Here is a 25576-nt window from a genome sequence, read left to right on the forward strand (position 1 = left end):
GCTCCGATGCCTCGGATGATTAACCTACACGAGCCTTTAGTTTATCGAAGCAGGCGATAAGCGAAGGCCGAACTAGAGAATCTTCTCCATTCCGACCTTATAGGGCACGAGGCCCATCTTCTCGTAGAAGCTTTGGGCGCTCGGGTTGCAGCTCCATACGTTGAGCGTGACGTTGTAGAAGCCCTGCCCGCGCGCGAAGTCGATCACGTAGTTGTAGAGCGTCGAGCCTATGTGCTTGCCGCGGTAGCCCTCCCTGACGCAGAGGTCGTCTATGTAGAGGGTCCTGACGTCCGTCATGTTGTTGCTGTTCACGTGCTGCTGGTAGACGCAGAACGCATAGCCTACCACCAGCTCTCCCTCGACAGCGACGAAGACGGGGCGTCTCTCGTCGCCGATTATCTCCTCGAGCTCAGCCGAGGTGTATTTGCGCGTGTTCGGGACGAAGAGGTCCGGACGGCCCTGAGCGTGTACGTTTAGCACCTGGAGGAGAAGTTCTTCGATCTGCGGGATGTCGCTCTTGCGTGCGCGTCGGATGTCCATGACTGCGTCCTTTCAAAAAAGTCGGTGGTGCGAACCAATCGCACCACCGACCAGATTAGCCCTTATTTCGCGCCTTCTTGCCTGACGTTCTCGCGTTACTTGCGCTTTTTGGAGCCGCCCTTCTTGGCGGACTTGACGGACGTCGGCTTGGATGCCGCTGTAGGCTTCGCAGCGGGCTTTGCAGCCGGTGCGGCAGCCTTTGCCGCGTGCTTGGCAGCAGGCTTTGCGGCGGCAGCGGGCTTTGCGGCGGGCTTTGCAGCCGGTGCGGCAGCCTTTGCAGCCGGTGCGGCAGCCTTCGCCGCATGCTTGGCAGCAGGCTTTGCGGCGGCGGGCTTTGTGGCAGCGGCGGCAGGCTTTGCGGCGGCGGGCTTGGCGGCCGTGGTGGCGGGCTTTGCAGCCGGTGCGGCAGCCTTCGCCGCATGCTTGGCAGCAGGCTTTGCGGCGGCGGGCTTTGTGGCAGCGGCGGCAGGCTTTGCGGCGGCGGCAGGCTTGGCGGCCGTGGTGGCCTTTGCCTTAGACGCGGGCTTGGCTTCGGGCTTGGCGGCAGGCTTGGCGGCCGTGGTGGCCTTTGCCTTCGACGCGGGCTTGGTGGCCGTGGTGGCCTTTGCCTTAGACGCGGGCTTGAGCTCGACCTTCTTGGTGGCAGTCTTTGCCGCGGCCTTCTTGGGGGCGTCCTTCTTCGTCGCCTTGGCCGTTGCGGGCATTGCCGCGGACGCGGGCGCCGCGCTCTTCTCGGCTGTGGTGACCTTCGTCACCTCATCGATGACCTGGGGCATGAAGTAGGCGATCTGCTTCTTCCACCAGTACCAGTCATGGGTGACGTCGAAGCCCCAGAAGTCGCACCAGTGGCTCGCGCAGAGTCGGCTCAGTTGGGAGTCGATTTGGCGAAGGTCGTCGACGACGTCCTCGTGCTCGCCCTGGCCGACGCAGAAGACCAGCTGACGCTTGCTGTAGAGGTCGACGTACTCGTGGTCCTCGGGCATGTTCGGCAGGAAGGTAGTGATGTCGTTGTCGTAGAGCGTGGGGCTCATCCAGCTTCCGAAGAACCGGCTTGCGCGGTAGAGTCCTGAAAGGGCGATGCAGCCCTGGAACAGGTCCGGACGACGCAGGACGGCGAGGGCCGCCTGGTTCGCGCCCAGGGAGCAGCCGATGGTCAGGGGGCGCCTCGTGCTCCCGTTGACCTTCTGCACCTCCTCGAGCAGCTCGCTGGTCACGTAGGAGAAGTACTCCTCCTGGCGCTGCGCGCGGGCCTCGGGGTCGATGTCGTATGCCGACCAGGACTGGGTGTCGACGCCGTCGACGCAGAAGAGCTGGATTTGGCCGCCTTCGATAAGGTCAGCGAGGGCGTCGACCATGCCGACGCTCTCGAATTCGTTGCAGGATGCGCCCTCCGTCTGGAATGCGATGACGGGGATCCCGCCCTCGCCGTAGGCGATCATAGACATGTCTTGGTTGAGAACGGTGCTGTGATTCTGGTACTGTTCGCGCTTCATGTGAACCAATCCCCTAGATCTCGTGCTGACAAGCTAGGCCGAACTGTCAAGAATGGCCTTGCATGATTCTAGCAGCTAGTTGGGCATAGGGACGCAAATTGTTGACGGAAATGCAAATTGGTACCAATCGAAGGGGCTATTGCGGCACGTTGTTTCATCCTGTTTCGTGTGCGCCGGACGCCCTGACGATGCGGCTCGGCATTTGCTCTCGATTCCGATTTCGCACTTGCTTGTCCGACGTCGAAGTCCCGCGATAGAATTTGGCTCTACGACGCGATTGGTCTTGTGGCTCGTGGTGCCGAAGCTGGCCGTATGGAAGCCTTGGGCGCCTGGGCGTGCAGATGGTGGAGGTTTTGCATGAAGACGGACGACCTTGTATATGTGAGCGCGGCAGGTTGCTACGCCAGCGTCTTCGAGCAGACGGACGAGGGCCTGTGCGAGGTCGGCCTTATCGACCCCAGGGCTGATGACTACTCGCTCACGGTTCCCGCAAGCACGCTCGTCGCGGTCGAAGACGCCGGCCTTGAGGACATGGGCCGCGTCGCACGGGAGCTTGTCCTTCTCCACCTGCGCATCAACCACGGCTTTGAATTCGACCGCAGCCTCCATCTGTATGTGGGTAGGCGCGAGGACGCCGACCTGGACGTGATGATGTCGATCGGCCCCAAGACCCCAGTCCTCATCGCCCGTTGGGGCGAGGTGGAGCGCGTTGCTCTGGAGGGGGCGCTCTCCTCCTTTGACCTGCCTGCATGGCGCGACGGTGGCGGGCTCGCCCCCGCGCTCGACGGCTGGGGCTGGTCTATGCAGGTCATCGGCGCGGGGATGGGGTGCTCGGGCTTCGGGCACAACGGCTGGCCCGCGTCGCTCGAGCGTCTGATCGCGACCCTTGGGACCCTGGGGATTCCCGTTTGCTGGTGCGACGACGATGGCCCTCACGCCAGCTGCTCCTGGGACGAGCTCGTCGAGCGTCGCATCGGGGACCAGGGGGATTCGGCGTCGGGCTCCGAGGACCCCCAGCTTCCCCAGGGGTTTGACCTTTCCGTGTTCAAGGAGCAATTGTGACGACTAGGGAGGTTGACGGCGCCGGGCGTGCCGGTGGCCTTCCCGACTACTACGTCTATGTGCTTGAATGCGAGGACGGGTCCCTGTACTCGGGCATAACGGTGGACGTCGAGCGTCGCATGGCCGAGCATCTCTCGCAGGAGGCGCCGGGCGCCAAGTACACCAGGGCGCACAGGCCCGTCGCGCTCGTCGCCCTGTGGCGTACGAGCGGCCGGTCCTTGGCGTCAAAGCTCGAGTACCGCCTGCACCGCGCCCGGCGTGCGCAGAAGCTGGCGCTCGTTGAGAATCCCGATGCGGCAGGGGAGGACTACGTCTCGCTGGGCGAGGCGGAGCGCGAGCGCTACTGGAAAGCGGCGCTGGAACCTAGAGCCTAATCTTGTCGTAGGAGGTCTTGTAGTCGTCGAGTGCGTTGCTGATCGCGCCGCCTTCGGCACAGTCGTTCTCGAACGGGTCGGTCAGCAGCTGCGGATAGTAGCTGGGGTAGTTGTAGCCCAGGTCATAGCGCCAGTAGTAGTTGACCTTGTCCATGGCCTCGAGCAGGCTCGTGTAGCAGCTGCTGATGTTCTGCCAGTCCGCATGGTACTTGGAGTCGACAGGTAGTTCGGTGGAGTTGACCGCCTCCTGCGCGGCCGTCAGCTCCTGGGTGAGCGCCACGGCATCCGCCGCGTTCTTCTCGCGCAAGCTCCTGTCGTCCTCGTGGGTGCCTCGGTAGGTCTCGACGGCCTCGTTGACCCTCTTCGCGTCGTTGGTCAGCGTATCGTAGTAGCCCTTGACCGTCTTGTAGTCCCCGCCCTTGCCCTCGGCCTCGTCGGCCTCCTTGTCGGACTCGCTTTCCTCCTTGGTCTCGGCTTCGCCATTCTTTTGGTCGCTCTGGTCATTCTGGTCATTCTGGTCCGAGGCGTTGGATTCGTCCTTGCTCTGCGTCTGGCCGTTGACGATGTTGCTGAGGTTGCCCTTCTGCGAGTCGGTGTTCTGAGAAGTGCACGAGTGAATCAGGATGAACACGACCACCAGGATCGCGAGGGTGACGGCGCCGAAGATCTTGAGGTAGCGGTGCCCGTCACCGTCCCACTCCTCCTCGACCTGGTAGTGCTTGCCCTTGTGGGGGTCGATGGCCAGAGGAGAGATGATTGTGGGGGCGCTGGGGTCCTCTCCGGCGTCGATCACGGTCGCGGCGTCTACGAGCCTGCCGACCTCGTCGTCCTTGGCTGCTTCGTTCGCGAGGGTTGGGTCCTTCTCGCCCTCGAACTCGCCGGAATCGTGGTTGTCGCCATTTGGGCCTTCCGCGTCGCCCTTCGCATGCTCGTCGTCTGCGTCGACGGCCTGGTTGATGCGGTCCATGATTTGCGTGACCTCGCCAGGGGCCTTCGTCGAGGCGGTCGGGTCATCTTCAAGCCACGCCTCAAGGCGTGCGCCGCACTCTACGCAGAAGACTTGGCCCTCCTTCAGGGGGGCGCCGCACTGGGGGCAATACTTGAGTGACATATGCTCTCCGATGAGGTTGCTTATAGCTTTGTGTATCGTTTGCAAGCAAGCACACTATACGGCAAAAAGTCGCCTTCTTGCAGTTGACACTGCGTGGACGTGCAATTTTGCCCTTGGGACGTTGCATGTTCGGTGCCGTCCCGCGCGCCTGCGCTACTCCTCGGGCGCCGCGACCACGTGGACCACGACGGTGCTTCCCACCGAGGCGGTTGTGCCCATGGCCGGCTCGACCGAGTCGACGGTCCCGACGGGGTTATCGGAACTCGTCACGTCGTTTCCTCGCTCGACCACGAGGCCCATGCCGGTCAGGAGCGTCTTGGCGTCCTCGAACGCCATGCCCTGCAGGTCGGGGATCGTTATGGTCGCCGCGTCGCCCGAGGGCCTCGACGAGCTGCTGCCGGCGGGCTCGGGACCCGCCGAGATGACCAGGTCGATCTTGGTGCCCTTGGTCTTCTGGCTGCCCGCGATGGGACCCTGGCTGATGACGACGCCCTTGGCGATTGTGTCGGAGTACGCGTACGTGATGTCGTCCTTCACGAAGAACGACGTGGCCGTGATCTGGTCGAGCGCGTCCTGCTCGCTCAGGCCGACGAGCATGGGGACGCGCTGGGTCTCGCTGGAGACCTTGCCCACCATGATCGTCACGGTCCCCATCGTCTCCTCGCCGGAAGACGGCGTGGTGGCGAGGACCCTCCCGTTGTCGTTGATGCTCTGGGTGTCCTGCTCCTGCACGCTCACCTTGAGGCCCTCTGCCTCGAGCAGGTCGCGCGCGTCCTGCTCGGCATAGCCCACGACGTTAGGAACCTGCTTGCGCGTGAGCAGGCCAAAGCCGCCCGTGATGATGGCGGAGGCAATGAGGATTCCGGCGAGAAGTGCCCCCAACAGGGCCACGGCCCAGTGCGGGAGGCCTGCCTTGGTGGTCTTCGAGGGGGTCTTCGGAGGCAGCTTGTAGTCCGTCTGGGGAACGTAGGGCGTCTCGAAGTCCGCTGCGAGGACCGCTCCGGTCGAGTCGTCGTCCGACGGTTCAGCGGGGTCCTCGGGCTCGGCATTGACCTGCGGGTCAGGAAGGGTGCTTGCAAGGGGGTCAGGCACGGCGTCGGCGCGTGGCGTGGCGCTGGCCGCGGGCGCGGTGGAGTCCGTGGGGGTGGCAGGGGTCGCGAAGGTGGCATCGTCAGAAAGAGGGGAGTCGGACGCGGGTACGTCGTGTTGCGGAGAGATGACCTCCGGAAGGTTCTCTAGGCCCCTCCTCTCGCGATCGTTCGCCACGGATGCGTCCTTTCCTCGTCCTGCAGATTCGCGCGCATATTGCACAACAACGCAGAATAATACGCTAACTGTCGATAAAAGCCTAATTCGCTTCCGTTATTGCAGCATAAGGCCCAGGATGACCCGCAGCCCATCCTCGAGGCTGGCCAGGTCCACCCATTCGTCGCGCGTATGTAGAAGGGCTCCGCGAACCGTGCCGACGGTGTTTGCGGGGATACCCAGGGACAGTGGGATGTTCGCGTCGGTCGAGGCGGGCGAGGGGTCGGGCTCCTCGCCGGTGACCTCGCGGATGATGCGCTCGGTCGCCTCGCTCATGCGACCGAGCTCCTCCTGGTCGACATCGCCGGTGCCGGGGCGGATGCCCAGGGTGCTTACGCGCAGCCCCGCCTCGGGGGCGTCGTCTGCGTGGGACAGGGCCTCGCCTCTGCGCGACACCACGCCTGCGAAGTGGGAGCGCGCCTCCTTGAGGGCGAGGGCTGACGTCGAGCGGAACTCGAAGCGCAACCGTGCCCTTGAGGCGATGGAGTTCACGCTCGTCCCGCCCTCGATGGTTCCCGCGTTGATCGTGATGGGGGTGCCGTCGGAGCCCTCGCGCGGCATGGTCTCGTAGAGCTCCTGAACGAGTCCGCTGAGCTCGACGATGGCGTTGGGTCGGCCGAAGTCGTGGTAGGAGTGGCCGCCCTGGCAGTGGGCCTCGACCTCGTAGCGCTCCGAACCCACCGCCTCGCTGATGCACTGCGGAAGGTACAGGTCGAAGGAGTAGAAGCGCTCGATGCGTTCGGCGTAGCGCTCGAAGAGCGCGCGCGTCCCGGCGAGGTTCCCGAGGCCCTCCTCGCAGGAGTTCGCGACTATCAGGAGGTCGTGACCCTTGGTGGCGCGCTCGAGGGCTGCCTCGTCCTGAAGCAGCAGCTTGGTCGCCATAAGAAGTCCCGCAAGGTTGGCGGTGTCGTCGCCGACGCCCGGGGCGTACATGCGTCCGCCTTCCTCGCGCACGGGCAGCGCGTCGACGTCGGGAAAGACTACGTCCATGTGGGCGGCAAACACCACGAGCGGTCGTAGGTCCGGCGTCGCGCCCTTGGGCGCGAGGTGGCAGATCACGTTGCTCGCATGGTCTATCTCGACCTCGCGCGCTCCCTCCTCGCGAAGCCAGCTTGCGACGAGGCTCGCCCTTTCCTGCTCGTGTCCCGATGGCGCCGGAATGGTCGCGAGCGTGCGAAGGAGGTCCTTCTCGCCCTGCTGTGCGGCGCGTGCGTACGTTCGTATTGTCTCTGTTATCGTGCTGTCCATGTTTCCCTCCACGAGATTGCCCACAGACAGCCTACTCGTTTGCCGACCGGCATGTCTGTGACCTCGCGGAGAGTGCGGCTAGAGGGCGCGCCCGACCGCCGTCCTCCAGCCCGCCAGGAGCTCGTCGGCTCGTGCCTGGTCCATGTTCGGCCCGAACACGTCGTCTGTCGACCGCAGAGAGCGAAGCTCGTCCGTTCCGGACCAGAACCCGCTCGCGAGTCCCGCCAGGTAGGCCGCGCCCAGCGACGTCGTCTCGATGTTCTGCGGGCGCCGTATGCGCGTTTGGAGGACGTCTGCCTGGAACTGCATGAGGAAGTCGTTCTGCGATGCGCCGCCGTCCACGTTGAGCGTCTTCAGGGCAACCCCGGCGTCGTACTCCATGGCGCGCGCCAAGTCGCAGGTCTGGTAGGCGAGCGCTTCGAGCGCAGCGCGCGCTATGTGGGCGGGGGTGGTGCCGCGCGTGAGACCGCAGATGAGCCCGCGCGCGTCCGGCTGCCACCAGGGCGCGCCCAGCCCGGTGAACGCGGGGACGATGTAGACGCCACCCGTGTCCGGCACGCTCTTCGCCAGAAACTCCGTCTCCTGGACGCTGCGAATTAGGTGGAGCTCGTCGCGCAGCCACTGTATGAGGGCGCCCGCGACGAAGACGCTCCCCTCGAAGGCGTACTCTACCTCACTCACCGAGGGTGGGGAGGCGACGATCGTGGTCACGAGGTTGTTGCGCGAGGTGGCGGCGGTCGCCCCCGTGTGCATGAGCAGGAAGCAGCCCGTGCCGTAGGTGCTCTTGGCCTGGCCGGCCTCGAAGCAGCACTGCCCGAAGAGGGCGGCCTGCTGGTCTCCGGCCACGCCGCAGATGGGAATGCCTGCGGGAATGCCGGGGTAGCTCGTCTCGCCAAAGGGCGAAGCCGAGGGCCGTACCTCGGGCAGCATCTCCGTCGGCACGCCGAAGAGCTCCAGAAGCTCCGGGTCCCAGCGGCACTCATGGATGTCGTAGAGCATCGTGCGACTAGCGTTGGTGCGGTCGGTCGCGTGGACAAGTCCGCCTGTGAGCACCCATACCAGCCAGGTGTCGACGGTGCCAAAGAGCAGCTCTCCCGCCTCGGCGCGCTCGCGGGCGCCCTCGACGTTGTCCAGCAGCCACTTTATTTTGCTAGCCGAGAAGTACGCGTCAGGCAGGAGCCCGGTCTTCTGCCGGACCATGCGTCTGACGTCCTCGGAGCCGCAGAGCTCGTCGACCATCTGGGCCGTTCGGCGGCACTGCCACACGATGGCGTTTGCGATAGGCTCTCCGGTGGCGGGGTCCCACACGATGGTCGTCTCGCGCTGGTTGTCGATTCCGATGGCGGCCACGTTCTCTCGAGAGAGACCGTGCCTGTTAATGAGCTCGGTCAACGCGCCCAGCTGGGAGAGCAGGATCTCGTGCGGGTTGTGCTCGACCCATCCCGGCTGAGGATAGATTTGCTCGAACGTCCTCTGGACGCAGTCGACCATGGCGCCCGTCCTGTCGATGAGGACCGCCCTCGACGAGGTGGTTCCCTGGTCGAGGGCGATGACGTAGCGCTCGGCCATGCTAGTCCTTTCCGATGCGGGACTCGACCCACTCGAGGATGTCCTCGTAGACCACGTCGTTGCTCTTCTCGTTCAGAATCTCGTGTCGCATGCCGGGGTAGAGCTTGCAGCTGACGTCTGTCGACCCGGCGCTCTTTGCGAGGTCGGCGGCGGCCGTCACGCCGTCTCCGTTGTCGCCTACGGGGTCCTCGGCACCCGAGACGAACAGCAGGGGCAGCTCGTGCGGGACACGCTGGGCGCAGGCGGGCGAGCAGGTGGTCGCCGTGAGGTCGAGCATCATGGCGTAGCCGCCCGCGGAAAACATGAACCCGCAGTCCTCGTCGGCAAGGTAGCGCTCGATGTTCTCGCGGTTGTACGAGATCCAGTCGTAGGGGGTCTTAGCGTCCTTGACCGCCTTCGAGAACGCCCCGTCGACAAGACCATGCAGCAGCGCGCTCTTGTGGTCTGCGCCGCGGGTGCGGCAGATGGCGCGCGCGAGGGTGCGGCCGGCGGCGGAGGTGGCCACGGGCACGAATCCCGTGCCACACAGGATCGCTCCCGCGAGGCCCCTGCCGTAGTCGGCGATGTAGTTGCGAACGACGTAGCTTCCCATGGAGTGGCCGAACACAAAGTAGGGCGTGCCGTTCTGGACATGCGGCGTGACGAGCCGGCGCAGGCGCTCGACGTCCTCGACGATGGCCTGACGACCGTAGGGAGGGATGCAGCCCCTGCGCTCGCGTGCGACACTCGAGCCGTGGCCGATGTGGTTGTGGCCGCAGACGAGAAAGCCTCTACCCACCAGGAATCGTGCGAAGTCGTCGTAGCGCTCTATGTGCTCGCACATGCCGTGCACCAGCTGGACCACGGCCCTTGGGGCCACCGTGGTCTTGAGGGGGTCCTCCGTCCACCAAATGGACCCTCGGATGGTGGAGCTTCCGTCTGCCGAGTCGTACTTCAGGCCGAAGCGCTGCGGTTCGCCGTAGTTGTCCTGGGGCATGGCAAGATCCTCCTGCATTTGGGGTGCGTTTCGTCGCGTGAGGTTGCTACAGTTTACGTAGTATATGCGGTCGCGAACCCGTGCCCGCGGCGCATTTGGCGAGCCGCTCCTATGATTCGCCGTACGGCGAGGCCTTGTGCGCCCTGCTCACCCGCGACGGTGTTTGCCTGCATCGGTGGTTCGCCTATGACACGCCCGCCAAGCTACGCCACGCCCGCCTAGAGGACCTGCACGTCCGTGAGGGCCCTTCCTCTTGGGGTGGGCGAGAGGGGCGTGGCCCCCTCAGCCGAAAGCGGGCCGTCCGAGGCGATTACCACGTTGTTGTCGATGGCGTGCGGCTCGTCCGGGGCCATGGGGAGCACGAGCACGTTCTCGAACTGGGTCCGGAGCGCGGCGCAGACGTCCCGAATGAGCTGGGAGTGCGAGCCGCTGAGGGCCGAGACGACGTTCGTCAGGTAGATGCCGTCGTCGGTCAGGTTCGCCCGCAGCTCCCGCGCGCCCTCGACCGTGGTGAGGGTCATGAGCGGCTTCTCGTGAGCGAAGCAGTCGTTGAAGATGAGGTCGTAGCGATCTTTTTTCTTGGGGCTGTCGAGAAATGCCCGCGCGTCCAGGTGATGGATGCGAAGGGACGCATCGGGGTCCTGGGCGGCCAGGCGCTCGGCTCGGTCGAGGAAGAACCACTCGCGCGCGAGTTCGGTCATCCTGGGATCGATCTCCACCACGTCGACCGAAAGGCCGCCGTGGTGCGTGAGGAGGTGCTTGGGGTAGGCATAGCCCCCGCCGCCCAGTACCAGGATCCTGGACGCCTGTGGCCTCTGCATGAAGGCGCATTCGTAGGCGCGGTGGTAGGGGAAGGCCAGTTCGCTCCATCCCTCGTCGAGATAGGTCGCGCTCTGCCAGGTTCCGTCGACGTCCAGGACGCGCAGGGGCAGCCCGTCGGGGTCCTGCGTCGCCAGCACGCGGACGGTCCCGAACAACGCGGGGCGCTCGCAGAGCACCTCGCTCTTGGGGGATTCGCAGCGGCGTAGCCACGAAAAGAGCCACTCGAGCGCGATGGGCATGTCCTTCTCTCCTTCTTTCGTACGTGGGACTATCGTATCCGAACGCCGGGGCGTCGGCCCGCTCGTGCGCGTGGCGTCCTGTGCTTAAGGGCCCCGGCCTGCGCCCCGCTCGCGAAAAAAGGCAAGCTTCCTGCGGCATTGTGCGGCCGTGGGCCGCCCCTGCGTGCGAATATGGACGCGCGGGGCCCGATCGCCCCGCGCCTTGCGCGGCCCTAGAATGGGCCCCGGACGTTGCCTGCCGAGTACAGTGGCGCTGCCACGGAGAGGACGCGATATGGGACTTCACTGCACCGATTGCCTGTACGGTTCGTTCTCGTTCAACGAGGAGTATGGCAAGTACCAGGGGTCCTGCAGCCGAGGCTACACGCTTGCCGACCCGCACTTGACCAAGGATCCCGAAAGGCGCTTTGCCGACCACCCCTCCAAGCTCGTCCCGGTGGTCGATCCGTACGGGGCCGAGTACCTGAGGACCGACAACATCTGCAAACGCTTCCTGAGGCCGACCCAGGGGACCGTGGACGAACCCGGTCGCAAGAAGCGCTGGGGGATGCTATAGCCTCTCGCGCCGGCGGGGTTCGCCTTGCCCCCCCACGTCCGACCTTGCGCGGCAGATAACATGAGCGGGCGGCCCGAGACCGTGGTCTCGGGCCGCCCGCATCTTCTTGCGTCACGGTCGCATGCGCGACCCCGCGACGGGCCTCTACTTGGAGCCCTTTGCGCCTCCGGGAATCTCGCCGCCGCAGTGGGGGCAACGGGTAGCGCCCTCCTTCACGACCTCAAGGCAGTGCGGGCAGATGGGCACGGGAGCAGCCTCCTCCTGCTGGTGGCCGGTCAGCTTCGCCGTGGTCTCCTCAAGTTTGTTGACGCTCTTGACCAGCATGAACACGATGAGGGCGACAATCAGGAAGTTAATGATCGCGCTGATGAAGGCACCGAAGTCGATGGAGGTTCCCGGAACGACCAGACCCGAGACCTCGGTGCCGCCGCCCGTGATCAGGGTGATGAACGGGTTGATGATGTTGTCGGTCAGCGAGGTGACTATGGCTGTGAAGGCACCGCCGATGATGACGCCGACGGCCATGTCCATCACGTTGCCGCGCAGGACGAACTCTTTGAACTCAGATGCGAACTTTTTCAAGGCAGGCTCCCTTCAGACGCACTTGGCACACCGTGATGCTATCGCAAAACGACGCCCCGTCGCTGACGACGTATGACAATCGTCAGCGACGGGGCGGTATGCGTGCTATCTTGGGCCCGGTGCCGGTGACTAGGAGCTCTGGTGGCGGGGCCTCGTGAGTTCGTCGGTATCGAGCCAGATGGTGACGGGGCCGTCGTTCGTGAGAGAGACCTGCATGTCTGCACCGAAGCGGCCACGACCCACGTGGCGCACGTCCTTCTCGGCGAGGCTGCAGAACCGCTCGTAGAGCTCGTTGCCAAGCTCGGGTCCCGCGGCATCCACGAAGGAGGGGCGACGTCCGCGGCGACAGTCTGCGTAGAGCGTGAACTGGCTGATGACCAGCACCTCTCCGTCGACCTGACCGAGCGAGAGGTTCATCTTGCCCTCACCGTCGTCGAAGACGCGTAGGCCGAAGATCTTGCTCCACAGGAGCTGAGCGAGTTCGGACGTGTCCTGCGGGCCGACCCCCAGAAGCACGACGAAGCCTTGGCCGCAGCTGCCTGCGACTTTGCCGCCTATGGTCACCTTCGCGTCTGACACGCGCTGTATGCAGGCTCGCATGGACCTGCCTCCTACAGGTTGTAGAGTGCAGAGAACTTCTGCGTCAGGTACTCGGTGTAGTAGGAGGGCGAGAAGGGCTCGCCGCAGGCCTTCTCCATCAGCTCGGGCGCGTCAAGGGAGCGACCGTAGTGCCAGATGCGGCTGCGCAGCCACTCGCGGATGGGGGAGAGGTCGCCGGAGGCCAGCGTTGCGTCCCAGTCCATGCCCTCGGCGATCATCTGGTGCCTGAGCTGCGCGCCGAAGGCGCCGCCGAGCGCGTAGGTGGGGAAGTAGCCGAACAGGCCGTCTGCCCAGTGGGTGTCCTGCAGGGCGCCGTGCGCGTCGTCGGGAACCTTCACGCCCAGGTAGGACTCGTACTTCTCGTTCCAGATCTGGGGAACGTCGGCCGCCTTGCACTGACCCGAGAAGAGCATCTGCTCGATCTCGTAGCGGATGAGGATGTGCAGCGGGTAGGTGAGCTCGTCGGCGTCGACGCGGACGAGCGACCCCTCGACGCGGTTGATGGCCTGGTAGAACTGGTTGGCGGTGACGCGACCGAGCTGACCGCGGAAGTGGTTGGCCATGGCGCCCAGCAGGTGCGGGGCGAATGCGCGACTGCGGCCGACGTAGTTCTCGAAGAAGCGCGACTGCGCCTCGTGCATGCCCGAGGAGGTGCCACCCTTGAGCGAGGTGTAGTTGAAGCTGGGGTCGACGCCGAGCTCGTAGAGGGCATGGCCGCCCTCGTGGAGCATGGTGAACACGTTTGAGGTCACGTCGTCCTCGAACACATGGGCCGCGATGATGGCGTAGTTGGTGGTGAGGGCGTCGGAGTAGGGGTGCTCGGTGCTGGTGAGGAACATGGTCTTGCGGTCGAGCCCCTCGAGGTCCATCAGGTCATGGGCGAGCTCCCACTGGCGGGCGACGTCGAAGCGGCCCTCGACGACGGAGTGGTCGGGCTGCCAGCCCTTCTGCTGGATCTTGGCGAGCAGGGGGACGACGGTGTCCTTAACCTGATTGAAGAAGTTGTTGTAGAACGCGCGATCGGTGCCGTGCTCGAAGTCGTCGAGCCACACGTCGTAGGGGTCTGCGTGCGGGTTCCTGAAGTTGGCGATCTTGGTCATCTGGCTGACGATGCGGTCGAGGTAGGGCTCGAAGCTCTTCCAGTCGTTATCGGCCTTGGCCTTGCGCCAGACGGCGTCGGACTCGGTGGTGAGGCGCGTGAACTCGCTCGTCATCTCGGCAGGCACGTCGACCAGCTGCGAGCGGTCGCGCTTGAGGATCTTGACCTGGGCGATTTGTGTGTCCGTCAGGAGGTCGTCCATCGTCGAGAGACGCTCGAGCAGGTTGCCGGTCTCCTCGGAGCAGAGAAGCGCCTTGTCCTCCTCCTCGAGGATCGCCATGGCCTCTCCGCGGTCGGGGGTCGCCGCCTCGGGGTCGATCGAGGGACCGTAGCACGAGAGGCCGATCTCGGCGTAGCGGTGGGCGAACAGGTGGCGCTCCAGGTTGTCGAGGGCTGCGATGTCCTGTCTGGGATTGCCGAGCGCAGCGGGCGCGGGACGAGAAGGCGTGCCGGGAAGCTGCTGCTGACCAGCTGCCTGGGCAAGAAAAGAGGGGACGGCGCCTGCGGCGCCCGTCGTGCCCTCGGGGGTGACGTTGTCTTCGGCCATGTAAGACTCCTCGTTGTGTCGCGGGTTATCATTCACGACCTAGTCTAGCGGTGTTTGAGCCGACCATCGCACGCTTGGCCCCCAGGCGCGCGGGCATCCAGACGTACGGCACAATTGGCCGCCGTTGGCACTTCTTGCTGGAACCGCTCGCTTGTGACGCCTGGCCACGGGGATGACCGACTTTGTTTCAAGTCCGACCAATTGCGATAAGCGTGTCCCGCAACCCTGACGATTGAGCGATACTGTAACGGCTTGAGCGTTACAGTCGTTTTGGATGGAAGGGGATCTCATGGGTTGCGTGTTGGGCATCGACGTTGGCGGCACGAGCATCAAGGCTGGCGTGTTCACGACTGAGGGAGAGCTGCTAGACGTCAAGAAGATTCCGACGGGCGACCTTGCGGACCCCAAGACGTTTGCCCGGGTGAACGACGGGCTTACGGAACTCATCCAGTCTCGCGGCTTTGCCTGCGAGGACGTCATCGCCGTGGGCCTTGACGTGCCCGGTCCCGTGGACGACCAAGGCAAGGTCGGCATGCTGGTCAACATCTCGCTCGACGCCGACGGGCTTCAGGACGCAATCAGGTCCACCTTCACCAACGCCGCGCTCGCCTTCGTGAACGACGCGAACGCCGCGGCCTTGGGCGAGCTTTGGCGAGGCTCGGCGATGGGGAAGGACAGCTTCGTCATGGTCACGCTCGGCACGGGCGTGGGCGGCGGCGTCGTTGCGGGTGGAAAGCTCGTGTCTGGCTCGGTCGGAGCCGGTGGCGAGATCGGCCACATCACCGTCTGCGAGGACGAGGAGCTCGTCTGCGGCTGCGGTCGCCGCGGCTGCCTGGAGCAGTATGCCTCCGCGACGGGCATCGTCAGGCTGTACCAGAGGGAGTGTGCGGCCCGCGGCGTCGAGGGCGCCAAGGTCGAGCACGCGACGGACACGCTTACCGTGTTCAAGGCATGCCGCGAGGGAGACGAGGCCGCTGCGGCCGCGATCAAGACCATGAGCGACAGGCTGGGCTTTGCCCTCGCCCAGATCAGCAGCATCGTCGACCCCTCCTGCTACCTGATTGGCGGTGGCGTGGCCGGAGGCTTCGACCTGTTCTGCGATGACCTTCACGAGGCATACAAGAAGTACTGCATCGCCCCGTGTGCCCAGACTCCTATTGTGGCCTGCAAGCTGGGCAACGAGGCTGGCATGTACGGCGTGGCCTACGCCGCCCTTCAGGAGGCGACCGAGTAGCGCAAGGGACCACGGCGCTGTCGCCGGCTCGCGGGGGAATGCACTTCTCGCATGCAAATGACCACTGATGCGTGCACATCAGTGTTTCAAGCGTTGTTGTTTTTCTATCTCGTATTGCCGCAGTTGGTGACCTCGATAAAATAGAGGGCGTTTGGTAGTGCAATTCAATCAAGGAGTGCGAATGAGCGAGATTCTCGAGGCATCCCACGTTTATCTGGACAACCCCGCAAAGACCGTCGACGAGGCCCTGGAGTTCATCTCCCAGAAGGCCGTCGAGCTGGGCTTTGCCAGTGACGCGCAGGCAGTGCTCGACGCACTCAAGGCTCGTGAGAACGAGGGCACCACGGGCATGATGGAGGGCTTCGCCATTCCTCACGCCAAGCTCGACAACTTCAGCAAGGTTGCCGTCATGGTCGTCAAGTTCGCCGGCGACGTCGAGTGGGAGACCATGGACAAGAAGCCCATCAAGGTCGCCATCGCGCTCCTCGTCCCCAACGCCGAGGGCGCAGCTACGCACCTGCAGCTGCTCTCCAAGGTCGCAGTCATGCTGATGGACGAGGGCTTCCGCAGCTCCGTTCTCGATGCTTCCGACGAGGCGACCATCGCCGATGTCATCAACGCTGGCTTCGAGAAGTAGTCGAGCGTCATATGACGTGCTCGTGGAGCCTGGCGCCAGTTTGGTGCCAGGCTCCTTTTTTGGCCGCGTGGTCGCCCGATGCGTGCCTGCACGCGGTCGCGCCCTGCCCTTGGCCTACACTGGAGAAAAAAGCGAAAGGGGCTCTCATGTCAGACTTTGCCATCAAGGCGGACAGGTTCGTTCTTCCCGGCGTGCTGCGCGGCGCCGGCTACCTTAGCGTTCACGACGGGACCTTTGGTGCCTGGACGGCCGAGGCGCCGGCTGGCTACGAGATCGTCGACCGCACGGGCTCGTGGGTCGCACCCGGCTACGTGGACACGCACATCCACGGCTTCGTTGACCGCGACGTGATGGACTGCGACCCCGACGGCATCGACGAGGCGTCGCTCGCGCTCGCGAAGAAGGGCACCACGTCCTGGGTTCCCACTACGCTCACGCAGCCGGCGGGGCAGATCGAGTCCGCTTGCGCGAGCGTGTCTGAGGCCGCCGAGCGCCGCGGGGAGGACTTTCCGGGCGCTCGCATCGAGGGCATCTACCTCGAGGGGCCGTTCTTTACCGCCGAGCATGCCGGCGCACAGAACCCCGACAACATGTGCGACCCCTCGGTCGAACTGCTTTGCTCCTGGCAGGAGGCGGCGCACGGTCTGATCTGCAAGAGCGCCATCGCCCCCGAGCGCGCGGGCTCCGAGCGCTACTGCGCCTCGCTCAAGGCCATGGGCGTCGCGGTCGCCCTGGGCCATTCCTCCGCCACCTGTGAAGAGGGTCTCGCGGCCGTCGCCGCGGGCGCCTCTCTGTTCGTCCACGTCTACAACGGCATGAGCGGACACCACCATCGCGAGCCCGGTCTGGTGACCGCCGCGATGATCAGCAGGGGGACCTACGCCGAGCTCATCTGCGACGGCATGCACGTGACGCCGGCCGCCATCGACGCGCTCGTTCGCGCCAAGGGCTGGGAGCACGTGTGCGTCATCTCCGACTGCCTCAGGTGCGGCGGCATGCCCGACGGCGACTACACGCTGGGCGACTTTCCCGTGCGCCTGCAGGGCGGCATTGCGCGCCTGGTGCAGAAGGACGGCTCGCTGGGCAACATCGCCGGTTCCTCGGCGACCCTCGCGCAGGAGGTTCGCAACCTGGTCGAGTGGGGCATCGTGACCCCGGAGCAGGCCATCCGCATGGCTACCGAGGTGCCCGCACGCTCCGCCGGCATCGACGACGTGTGCGGACAGATGCTGCCCGGCCGTGCCGCCGACTTTAACGTGTTGACGCAGGACCTGAGCGTCCAGGAGACCTACCTGGATGGCAGGCTCGTTCGCTAGCGCTGGACCGAAAGGGGAGTGGGGCAATGGGCGTGAGGCTCATCCTGAGCGACATTGACAGGACGATCCTACCCTGGGGCGACAAGCGCGTGTCCGAGCGCACGGTTCGCGCGTTTCACCTGGCTCAGGAGGCCGGCATCGCCTGCGGCGTGGCCTCTGGTCGCGGAGTCGAGTGGATTCCGCCTTTCTTCGCGGGTGACGAGGTCTGTATCAGGACCTGCGTCGCCACCAACGGCAACCAGGTGTTTCTTGATGGGCGCAAGCTGAGGCAAGCCGATATGTCGGCGCTTCTTGCCCCCGTTGTCGACGTCGTGCGCGGCTGTGCGCATGCTGGCCTTCTGCGCTTCGAGGGCTCGACGCCCGTGCTGGCCGAGGGGTGCATCGAGGACCTGACGGCTTCGTATCCGGCCTATGCCGCGGTCTGCGAGCGTGCGGGCGACGGAGGTGCCCTTGGCCTTTTGGACCGGCTCGTGGGCAAGGCGAACGTCTTTCTGGCCTGTGAGGGAAAGGACGGGGCGCTGGCCCCAGCGCCCTTGGAGGACACCTCCGCGCTGGCTGAGCGCCTTGGCCGCGAGGTGCCTGGCCTCGACTTCGACGTCCCGCAGCCGGGTTTCCTGAACGTGATGCCCGCCGGCTGGAACAAGGCCTCGGGCGTCGAGCTGCTCGCCCGGGAGCTGGGCATCGGCCTCGACGAGGTGGTGGTCTTCGGCGACGCGGGCAACGACCTGAGCATGTTCGAGCTCGTCGAGAACTCCGTTGCGGTGGCCAACGCGACCCCGGAGGCGGCCCGTGCGGCTCGCTGGCACATCGGGCCCTGCGAGGAGGACAGCGTCGCGGACGCGATCGAGGCGCTTGCCAGGGAAGAGTGGCCCTTCAACGAGTAGTGCCTGGGCGAGAGGGTCTTGCGCTTCTGGTTATGGGCTCGGCGTGCGCGCGCACGTTCTTCTCGCCTGCGAAAGTGGGCTGTGCTATCCTTTGCAACCAGGCAATGACGGAGAGGTCTGGACGTCGCGTCGCCTTTGAACAGAGAGGGAGCCCACCGGCTGAGAGGCTCCTGCGAAGGCTGACGGCCAGAGTTCACTCCAGCAGCCGCGACCTTAACGTCCCTCGGGGCCAGTAGGGAAGCCGTATGCCCCACGGAACGGGGATTAACGAGTGGGTGCTCGCGAGAGACAACGTGAACACCAAGCAAGGTGGTACCGCGGATAATCCGTCCTTGGGCAATGTGCTCGAGGGCGTTTTTTGTTTTTGAAAGGGGTTTATCAATGGCAATGTCCGATGACCTGAATGCCATTCAGGAACAGGTGCAGAAGGCCCTGGCCGATGCGCACTCTCTTGACGACCTGGAGAAGATCCGCGTCGCCGCGCTGGGCAAGAAGGGCTCGCTCACCGCGATCATGCACATGATGGGCAAGGTTCCCCCCGAGGAGCGCCCCGCCATGGGCCAGCTGGCCAACACGGTCCGCGCCAACGTGGACAGTGCCATCAAGAAGGCCAAGGTCGAGCTTGCGAAGAAGGCCATGGACGCGCGCATCTCCGCGGAGGCCGCGGACATCACCCTGCCGGGCCGCCGCCTGACCCCGGGCACCGAGCACCTGATCAACTCCATCCGCGAGGAGATCGAGGACATCTTCGCCGGCATGGGCTACACCGTCGAGGACGGTCCCTACGTCGAGACCACCTACTACAACTTCACGGCGCTTAACGCTCCTGAGGATCACCCCAGCCGCTCTGCCAAGGACACCTTCTACGTCGTCGACAACGCGCCCGAGGGTAAGGAGAGCCACGTCCTGGGCGAGTCCGACGTCCTGCTGCGCACGCAGACCTCCGGCGTCCAGGTTCACGTGATGGAGGAGAAGAAGCCCCCCATCTACATGATCTGCCCGGGCACCGTGTTCCGTCCCGACACGGCCGACGCCAACCACCTTCCCCAGTTCACGCAGGTCGAGGGCCTCGTCGTCGACGAGGGCATCACCTTCGGCGACCTGAAGGGCACCCTCGACTACTTCTGCCGCGAGATCTTCGGCAAGGACCGTGCGACGCGATACCGCCCGCACTTCTTCCCGTTTACCGAGCCCTCCTGCGAAGTCGACGTCTCATGCGGCGTCTGCCACGGCAAGGGCTGCCGCTTCTGCAAGAACACCGGCTGGCTCGAGATCCTGGGCTGCGGCATGGTCGACCCCAACGTCTTCAAGTACGTGGGCATCGATCCCGAGAAGTACTCCGGCTTCGCCTTTGGCATCGGCGTCGAGCGCGTCGCGGCACTCCGCTACGACCTGCCCGACCTCCGCATGCTCATGACGGGCGACATGCGCTTCCTCAAGCAGTTCTAAGGCGCGTCCCAGGCGAATCCACCAACGAGAGCGCGGCACTTCTCGCCCAGAGGGGCGTCCGCCGAGAAAGGCAAGAACAATGCGAGTCTCCTATGAATGGCTCAAGTCCATGGTCGACGTGCCCGAGGATCCCCAGGACCTCGTGAGAGAGTTCGTCCGCACCGGCACCGAGGTCGAGGCTGTCGAGCGCGTGGGCGCAGACATCACCAACGTCGTTACCTCCCAGGTCGTCGAGAAGGTCCCCCATCCCGACTCCGACCACATGTTCGTCTGCAAAATGGACGTGGGCATGCGTAACGTGGACGAGAACGGCAACCCTGTCCCCGTGCAGGTCGTCTGTGGCGCCCAGAACTTCGAGAAGGGCGACAAGACGGTCACGGCCCTGGTCGGTGCCACGCTGCCCGGTGATGTCAAGATCAAGAAGGGCAAGCTCCGCGGCGTCGAGTCCTATGGCATGAACTGCTCCTCCCGCGAGCTGGGCATGGACTCCGACCACTCCGGCATCATGATTCTCCCCGCCGACACGCCCGTCGGCCTGGACTTCATCGAGTGGAAGGGCATGAGCGACACGGTCATCGACTGCGAGATCACGCCCAACCGCCCAGACTGCCTCTCGATGTGCGGCATGGCGGTCGAGGTCTCGGCTATGCTCGACGAGGACACCCACATGGACCTGCCCTCCATCCAGAACGAGAGCGCTGACTTCGGTCGCACGGCCGACCTCGTGGATGTCAAGATCGACGACCCCGAGCTCTGCGGGCGCTACACCGCACGCGTCGTCCGCAACGTCAAGATCGGTCCCAGCCCCGAGTGGCTCGCCCGTCGTGTGATCGCCGCCGGTGCACGTCCCATCAACAACGTCGTGGACGTGACCAACTACGTCATGTTCCTGACCGGCCAGCCGCTGCACGCCTTTGACCTGGGCAAGCTTGCCGAGCGCGACGGCAAGCGCCACATCGTCGTTCGCGCGGCCAAGGACGGCGAAAGGCTCACCACCCTGGACGAGCAGGAGCGCGAGCTCACGTCCGACATGGTCGTCATCACCGACGACGGCAACGCCCCCGTGGCGCTCGCCGGCGTCATGGGCGGCCTGAACTCCGACATCGACGAGGACACCGTTGACGTTCTCCTGGAGAGCGCCGTCTTCGACAGCGGCCACGTCTCGCGCGCGAGCCGCAACCTCGACCTCATGAGCGAGGCCTCTATTCGCTTCGAGCGCCAGGTTGACGGCGAGAAGTGCGCGCTCGTCTCGGACATCGCTGCCGCCCTCTTCGAGCAGTGCTGCGGTGCCCAGGTCTGTGAGGGCATGGTCGACGAGTATCCCGCTCCCGTCGCCGCGCCCCAGATTGAGCTGCGTCCTGATCGCGTCCGCACGCTCTGCGGCGCGCCCATCGAGACCGGGTTCATGGCACGTCGCCTCGAGCGCCTCGGCTGCACGGTCATGCGCGGCGCGGATGAGCATTCTGCGATGCAGGTCGTCGCTCCCACCAACCGTCCCGACCTCACGCGCGAGATCGACCTGGTCGAGGAGGTCCTGCGCCTTTGGGGCGAGGGTGACGTTGAGCCCACGCTTCCCGCTGCCCGCAACCACGCCGGCGGCCTCACCGTCGAGCAGCAGCGCCTGCGCAAGATCGGTCGCGTCCTTCGCTCCAGCGGCCTCTCCGAGACCTCGACGTACAACTTCGCCGACCCGCGCGACCTCGAGATGCTTGGCATGAGCGAGGAGGGGCGTGGCGTCCCCGTCAAGATCATGCGCCCGCTTGTTGCCGACCAGTCCGAGATGCGCCGCGACATGATTCCCGGCCTTCTCCGCTCGGTCGCCTACAACCTGGACCATGGTGTGAGCAACGTTCACCTCTACGAGATCGGCCGCGTCTTCTTTGGCTCCGAGCATAAGAGCCAGCCCGAGGAGCCCAGCTTCGTCGCCGGCGTCATGTGCGGTGCGTGGAACGACGACCAGTGGAACAGGAAGTACCCCAATCTGGACTTCTTTGATGCCAAGGGCATCGTCGAGAACCTGCTCGAGGCGCTGCGCATTACTAAGGTCCGCTTCAAGGTGGCTGATCCTGGGAAGTACGGTTGGCTGCAGCCTGGCCGTGCCGCCGAGGTCATCGCCCAGGGCGAGCTGTTGGGATGGGTCGGCAACATCCACCCGATGAGCCTCAAGAACTTCGACATCGACGTTCCCGTCATCGCCTTCGAGCTCTCCGTCAAGGCGCTCCTGCGCCTGGCCAAGCGCGAGCTTCCCTACGAGGACGTTCCGACGCTGCCGGGTGTCTCGATCGACCTCGCGCTCGTCGTCGGCGAGGACATGTCGTTTGAGCAGGTCACGCAGCGCATCAAGAGCGCAGGCGGCAAGCTCCTCTCTGACGTCCAGCTCTTCGACGTCTATCGCGACCCGGTTCGTGTGGGCAAGGGCAAGAAGTCCATGGCCTTCTCGCTCACCTATCGAGCCGCCGACCACACCCTCACCTCCGAGGAGGTCGACAAGGCCCATAACAAGCTCGTGACGAAGGTCATGAAGTCCACGGGCGGAGAAGTTCGCAGCTAATTTGCTCGATTACCCTTGCGGGGCGCGGTCGCGCCCCGCTTTTCTTGGATGGAAGCGCTATGCCGAGTTGGAACATACACACCGCGCACGTCGAATACGTCTTGGGACTTGGAAAGCCCTCGCACCTGGGCATTCTCGACCCCAATGCGTTCTTGTTCGGCAACCTTGCCCCTGACGTCTACGTGGGCTATATGGTCAGCCCCATCAGCAAGGTTCTGTCCTACAACTTCACGCACCTTGCGGACGCCGACTTCATACCCCTGCCGGACTACCGACTCTTCTGGAAGCGCTACTGCCAGAGCGACTATGAGGCCGAGGGTCGCGTGAGCGACGTCTGTCTGGGTGCGTTCTGCCACCTCATCGCGGACTGCGTGTACAACGATCACACGAACGAGTTCATCCGCCGTGCGGGCATCGAGACGGGCGAGCGCACGCGCATTCGCAAACAGGGAGACTTCGACCTGTTCGGCAAGACCCTCGACATATCGCTCAAACCGGCCGTCACGAGCGAGCTTCTGGTGCAGTGCTCGACGTTTTCCCAGTACAGCATCGAGAAGGAGGATGTCGGACGTGCCGTCGAGGCTGCCTCTCGCATCGTAGACGCCAACATCGAGGGGCATATCGGGTGGGAGCCGGGCTACGACATGCTCACGCCCGCGTTTTTCTTACAGACCTTTGATGAAGTAAATGCTCTGGTACTTTCATACCTAATGAAATATGCCAATGGTGAAATGCTAACCTGATTAGATAGACATAAGCGATATTCGACAGACCTAAATAGGACAAGAAGAAGGATCACCACATGCCTCCTAAGTTCGACAAGTCTGATGGCGAGCTCCTATACGTGCAGGTCTCCGACTTTGTGCGCGAGAAGATCTACTCCAAGGATTGGGGCGTCGACGAGCCTATTCCCTCCGAGCACGAGCTGATGGAAATGCTCCAACTCTCGCGTGGAACCGTCCAGAAGGGCATCCGCCAGCTGGTGGACGAGGGCTTGCTGGTTCAGCAGCGTGGTCGTGGCACCTTTGTCGTTCAGCCCGTGATGGCCCGGCCTACCTCGAACAACCTACTCTCGTTTGGCGAGTCCATGAGCAAGCAGGGCGTCAAGTACACCACGAAGGTCGTCAAGTGCGAGGTCAGGCCCTCTGAGCCCCTGTGCTCCGAGAACCTCCAGATTGAGCTTGGCAGTCTCTTTCTGTATCTGTGCCGCGTGCGCTACGTGCGCCGTCGTGCCGTCATGTTCATCGAGAGCCACCTCAACCTGCTCGCATGTCCCGGGCTCGAGAAAGTCGACTTCGAGCACGAGTCGCTCTTCGCCGCCGTCGAGCGCACAAGCCGCCACAAGATCGGTCGCTCCGAGATGGTCTACACCGCCCGCACCGCGGGCAAGGTCCGCGGCGGCTACCTCGAGTGCGACGAGCATGCTCCCGTCCTTGAGCTTGACCAGTTGGTGAGACTCGACGACGGAACGCCGTTCGAGTGGGGTAGCGTCTGGCTTCCCGCCAACCGCTGCGTCATCTCCAACGAGACTCGTCGCGCATAGCCACATCGGCCTTTAGCCGAACCTATTCCGCCCACACCGTCGTGTAATTCCCTCCGAGCGGTGTGGGCGCTCACTACAATCGGCCGCAGGAAGCTCTCGGTCACCAAAATCGCCCGGAGGAAGCTCTCTCCTCCACGTTTGCCCAGCAAAACCAAGCCCAAAGAGCTTCCGCGAGCCGATTTGGGTGACCGAAGAGGGCAACCGTTCGATGTGCCGCGCGAAGCTCTCCTTTCGCAAGGCCGCGAGATTCCTTGGTGGGCCCTGCGCAGAAGGGGCACGCGCGCCGCTACTCTTGTCAAATGCCGCTTGCAATCAACCACCCTTCAAGAATCCGTCGCCAATTCCTGTCGGCTACCGCAAAAGCGCATAACGCGCGGGTTACGGTGGTCGAAAGCGTTGCGGCCGCATATGTTGACTGAACTACAATTGCGTAAAACCCAATCAGAGGAGCGCGTATGAGCTGGTACGAGGAAGCGGTCGTCTACCAAATCTACCCCCTGGGCCTGACGGGGGCTCCGTATGAGAACGATGGATCGTCCGAGCCCGTTTCTCGGCTCGGCCAGCTCGTAGACAACGGTTGGATCGAGCACATGGCCAAGCTTGGGGCGACGTGCCTGCTGCTGAACCCCGTGTTCGAGAGCCTCTCGCACGGCTACGACACAAGCGACTATAAGGTGGTCGACCGGCGCCTTGGCACCAACCAGGACTTGCGTGACGTGGTCGACGCCTGTCACGAGGCGGGCATCAAGGTGCTGCTTGACGGCGTGTTCAACCATGTCGGCCGAGGCTTCTGGGCCTTCAGGGACGTTCTTGAGCATCGTGAGGGGAGCCCCTACGCCGGTTGGTTCAACATCGACTGGGGCGGAAACAACCAGTGGAACGACGGCCTCTCCTACGAATGCTGGGAGGGCGTGCCGTACCTTGCGAAGCTCAACCACAACAACCACGAGCTCAACGCCTACCTCGCCGACGTCATCCGCGGGTGGGAGAGCGAGTTCGACGTCGATGGCATCAGGCTGGACGTGGCGTACTGCCTAGATGCGGGCTTCCTGGGATACTTGCGTGACATCGCCAACGAGCTGACCGAAATGCGCAGCGAGCGCCTTGGCGAGCGCGACGGCAAGTTCGTGCTCGTGGGCGAGACCATGTTCGGCGACTACAACCAGTGGATGGGAGACCGCGCCTGCGACTCGGTGACCAACTACGAGGCGTACAAGGGACTGTGGTCGTCGGCCAACTCCGCGAACATGCACGAGATCGCCTATGCGCTCGCGCGACAGAGCGGCAGCGACCCCTGGGACCTCTACACGGGAAAGCACCTCCTGAACTTCCTCGACAACCACGACGTGCCGCGCATCGCGACGAAGCTCGACGATGTCCGACACCTGCGCCCTCTCTATGGCCTGCTGTTCGGCATGGTTGGCGTGCCCAACGTCTACTACGGTAGCGAGTGGGGAATCGAGGGCGAGCAGAGCTTTGGCGACCACGAGATACGTCCCGCGCTCGACGCTCCCGAATGGAACGAGCTGACCGATTGGATCGCGGCGCTCTCGGCGAGGCGTGCGAGCGGGGCTGCAGGCTCAGAGGCTCTCTGCTGGGGCGACTATGCTCAGATCGAGGTGCAGCCGCGTCAGCTCCTGTTCCAGCGCAAGAGCCAGCACGAGCGCCTTCTGGTGGCCATCAACATGGCCAATGAACCCTACGTATTCCACTTCGACGCCGGCTGCGGCAGAGCGGTCGACGTCATTGACGGCTCCGAGCACGACTTCGGCGGCGGCTCCGAGGTCGAGCCCTTCTCCTGCCACTATTGGCTCTGCGAGCGCTAGCGCAGAACGAAGG

Annotated in this window: 23 protein-coding genes; 12 read left to right on the top strand and 11 right to left on the bottom strand. The window is 64.4% G+C overall.

Features of this window, described 5'->3' with window-relative positions:
* Nucleotides 1-72: 72 nt before the first annotated feature.
* Together BMY31_RS00950 and BMY31_RS00955 are read right to left on the bottom strand one after the other, a co-directional pair.
* Complete coding sequence (locus BMY31_RS00950; protein WP_091007457.1) at nucleotides 73-540, bottom strand: GNAT family N-acetyltransferase; 468 nt, start codon at nucleotides 538-540, stop codon at nucleotides 73-75.
* Between the two features lie 95 nt (nucleotides 541-635).
* Nucleotides 636-2033: an esterase family protein gene (locus tag BMY31_RS00955; RefSeq protein WP_180371318.1), complete on the bottom strand. Its 1398-nt coding sequence runs from the start codon at nucleotides 2031-2033 to the stop codon at nucleotides 636-638.
* A gap of 357 nt (nucleotides 2034-2390) precedes the next feature.
* Here BMY31_RS00955 and BMY31_RS00960 point away from each other — a divergent pair, with 357 nt between their 5' ends.
* On the top strand, nucleotides 2391-3095 hold the full coding sequence (locus BMY31_RS00960; protein WP_091007460.1) for a hypothetical protein: 705 nt from the start codon (nucleotides 2391-2393) through the stop codon (nucleotides 3093-3095).
* Nucleotides 3092-3469, top strand: a complete 378-nt coding sequence (locus BMY31_RS00965; RefSeq protein ID WP_078686416.1) for a GIY-YIG nuclease family protein — start codon at nucleotides 3092-3094, stop codon at nucleotides 3467-3469. Before BMY31_RS00960 ends, BMY31_RS00965 begins: the two co-directional genes overlap by 4 nt.
* On the opposite strand, the gene BMY31_RS00970 is transcribed toward BMY31_RS00965, so the two are convergent.
* From BMY31_RS00970 to BMY31_RS00995, 6 genes are all read right to left on the bottom strand, one after another.
* On the bottom strand, nucleotides 3459-4580 hold the full coding sequence (locus BMY31_RS00970) for a zinc ribbon domain-containing protein (protein WP_091007463.1): 1122 nt from the start codon (nucleotides 4578-4580) through the stop codon (nucleotides 3459-3461). The two genes, BMY31_RS00965 and BMY31_RS00970, sit on opposite strands and share 11 nt — an antisense overlap.
* A gap of 153 nt (nucleotides 4581-4733) precedes the next feature.
* A complete protein-coding gene (locus tag BMY31_RS00975; RefSeq protein ID WP_143802904.1) occupies nucleotides 4734-5846 on the bottom strand; it encodes a PASTA domain-containing protein in 1113 nt (370 codons plus the stop codon).
* Nucleotides 5847-5942: 96 nt separating this feature from the next.
* Nucleotides 5943-7133, bottom strand: coding sequence for a M20/M25/M40 family metallo-hydrolase (locus BMY31_RS00980; protein WP_078686419.1), 1191 nt, complete (start codon nucleotides 7131-7133; stop codon nucleotides 5943-5945).
* Between the two features lie 78 nt (nucleotides 7134-7211).
* A complete protein-coding gene (gene glpK / locus BMY31_RS00985; RefSeq protein ID WP_078686420.1) occupies nucleotides 7212-8702 on the bottom strand; it encodes a glycerol kinase GlpK in 1491 nt (496 codons plus the stop codon).
* A 1-nt stretch (nucleotide 8703) separates the two neighbouring features.
* Nucleotides 8704-9678, bottom strand: coding sequence for an alpha/beta hydrolase (locus BMY31_RS00990; RefSeq protein WP_078686421.1), 975 nt, complete (start codon nucleotides 9676-9678; stop codon nucleotides 8704-8706).
* A gap of 218 nt (nucleotides 9679-9896) precedes the next feature.
* The gene (locus BMY31_RS00995; protein ID WP_091007468.1) at nucleotides 9897-10739 is read right to left on the bottom strand and encodes a spermidine synthase; all 843 of its coding nucleotides are present in this window, start codon (nucleotides 10737-10739) and stop codon (nucleotides 9897-9899) included.
* 274 nt (nucleotides 10740-11013) lie between these two features.
* Here BMY31_RS00995 and BMY31_RS01000 point away from each other — a divergent pair, with 274 nt between their 5' ends.
* Complete coding sequence (locus tag BMY31_RS01000; RefSeq protein WP_078686423.1) at nucleotides 11014-11295, top strand: hypothetical protein; 282 nt, start codon at nucleotides 11014-11016, stop codon at nucleotides 11293-11295.
* A 144-nt stretch (nucleotides 11296-11439) separates the two neighbouring features.
* Here the strand turns inward: BMY31_RS01000 and mscL are convergent, their stop codons facing one another.
* The 3 genes from mscL to BMY31_RS01015 form a co-directional block, all read right to left on the bottom strand.
* Nucleotides 11440-11877: a large conductance mechanosensitive channel protein MscL gene (gene mscL / locus BMY31_RS01005; protein ID WP_078686424.1), complete on the bottom strand. Its 438-nt coding sequence runs from the start codon at nucleotides 11875-11877 to the stop codon at nucleotides 11440-11442.
* Nucleotides 11878-12006: 129 nt separating this feature from the next.
* Nucleotides 12007-12477, bottom strand: a complete 471-nt coding sequence (dtd, locus tag BMY31_RS01010; protein WP_078686425.1) for a D-aminoacyl-tRNA deacylase — start codon at nucleotides 12475-12477, stop codon at nucleotides 12007-12009.
* 11 nt (nucleotides 12478-12488) lie between these two features.
* A complete protein-coding gene (locus BMY31_RS01015) occupies nucleotides 12489-14123 on the bottom strand; it encodes a carboxypeptidase M32 (RefSeq protein WP_078686426.1) in 1635 nt (544 codons plus the stop codon).
* A 289-nt stretch (nucleotides 14124-14412) separates the two neighbouring features.
* Here BMY31_RS01015 and BMY31_RS01020 point away from each other — a divergent pair, with 289 nt between their 5' ends.
* From BMY31_RS01020 to BMY31_RS01060, 9 genes are all read left to right on the top strand, one after another.
* Entirely contained in the window at nucleotides 14413-15357 is a 945-nt protein-coding gene (locus BMY31_RS01020) for an ROK family protein (protein ID WP_078686427.1), read from the top strand.
* Nucleotides 15358-15538: 181 nt separating this feature from the next.
* Nucleotides 15539-15994 (top strand): PTS sugar transporter subunit IIA, encoded by a 456-nt coding sequence (locus BMY31_RS01025; RefSeq protein WP_078686428.1) that lies wholly within the window; start codon nucleotides 15539-15541, stop codon nucleotides 15992-15994.
* 146 nt (nucleotides 15995-16140) lie between these two features.
* Nucleotides 16141-17310 (top strand): N-acetylglucosamine-6-phosphate deacetylase, encoded by a 1170-nt coding sequence (gene nagA, locus BMY31_RS01030; RefSeq protein WP_078686429.1) that lies wholly within the window; start codon nucleotides 16141-16143, stop codon nucleotides 17308-17310.
* Nucleotides 17311-17336: 26 nt separating this feature from the next.
* Nucleotides 17337-18194 carry an HAD family hydrolase gene (locus BMY31_RS01035; RefSeq protein ID WP_091007471.1) on the top strand — a complete coding sequence of 286 codons (858 nt, stop codon included), beginning with the start codon at nucleotides 17337-17339 and terminating at the stop codon, nucleotides 18192-18194.
* Between the two features lie 381 nt (nucleotides 18195-18575).
* Nucleotides 18576-19643, top strand: coding sequence for a phenylalanine--tRNA ligase subunit alpha (pheS, locus tag BMY31_RS01040; protein ID WP_078686431.1), 1068 nt, complete (start codon nucleotides 18576-18578; stop codon nucleotides 19641-19643).
* A 79-nt stretch (nucleotides 19644-19722) separates the two neighbouring features.
* A complete protein-coding gene (pheT, locus tag BMY31_RS01045) occupies nucleotides 19723-22194 on the top strand; it encodes a phenylalanine--tRNA ligase subunit beta (RefSeq protein ID WP_091007475.1) in 2472 nt (823 codons plus the stop codon).
* A 59-nt stretch (nucleotides 22195-22253) separates the two neighbouring features.
* Nucleotides 22254-22937, top strand: coding sequence for a zinc dependent phospholipase C family protein (locus BMY31_RS01050; RefSeq protein ID WP_078686433.1), 684 nt, complete (start codon nucleotides 22254-22256; stop codon nucleotides 22935-22937).
* Nucleotides 22938-22996: 59 nt separating this feature from the next.
* Nucleotides 22997-23737, top strand: a complete 741-nt coding sequence (locus BMY31_RS01055) for a GntR family transcriptional regulator (RefSeq protein ID WP_078686434.1) — start codon at nucleotides 22997-22999, stop codon at nucleotides 23735-23737.
* Nucleotides 23738-24192: 455 nt separating this feature from the next.
* A complete protein-coding gene (locus tag BMY31_RS01060; RefSeq protein ID WP_091007478.1) occupies nucleotides 24193-25563 on the top strand; it encodes an alpha-amylase family glycosyl hydrolase in 1371 nt (456 codons plus the stop codon).
* The last annotated feature ends 13 nt before the right edge of the window (nucleotides 25564-25576 follow it).

It is taken from the genome of Parafannyhessea umbonata, from assembly GCF_900111255.1.
In the GTDB taxonomy this organism is placed as follows: domain Bacteria; phylum Actinomycetota; class Coriobacteriia; order Coriobacteriales; family Atopobiaceae; genus Olsenella_J; species Olsenella_J umbonata_A.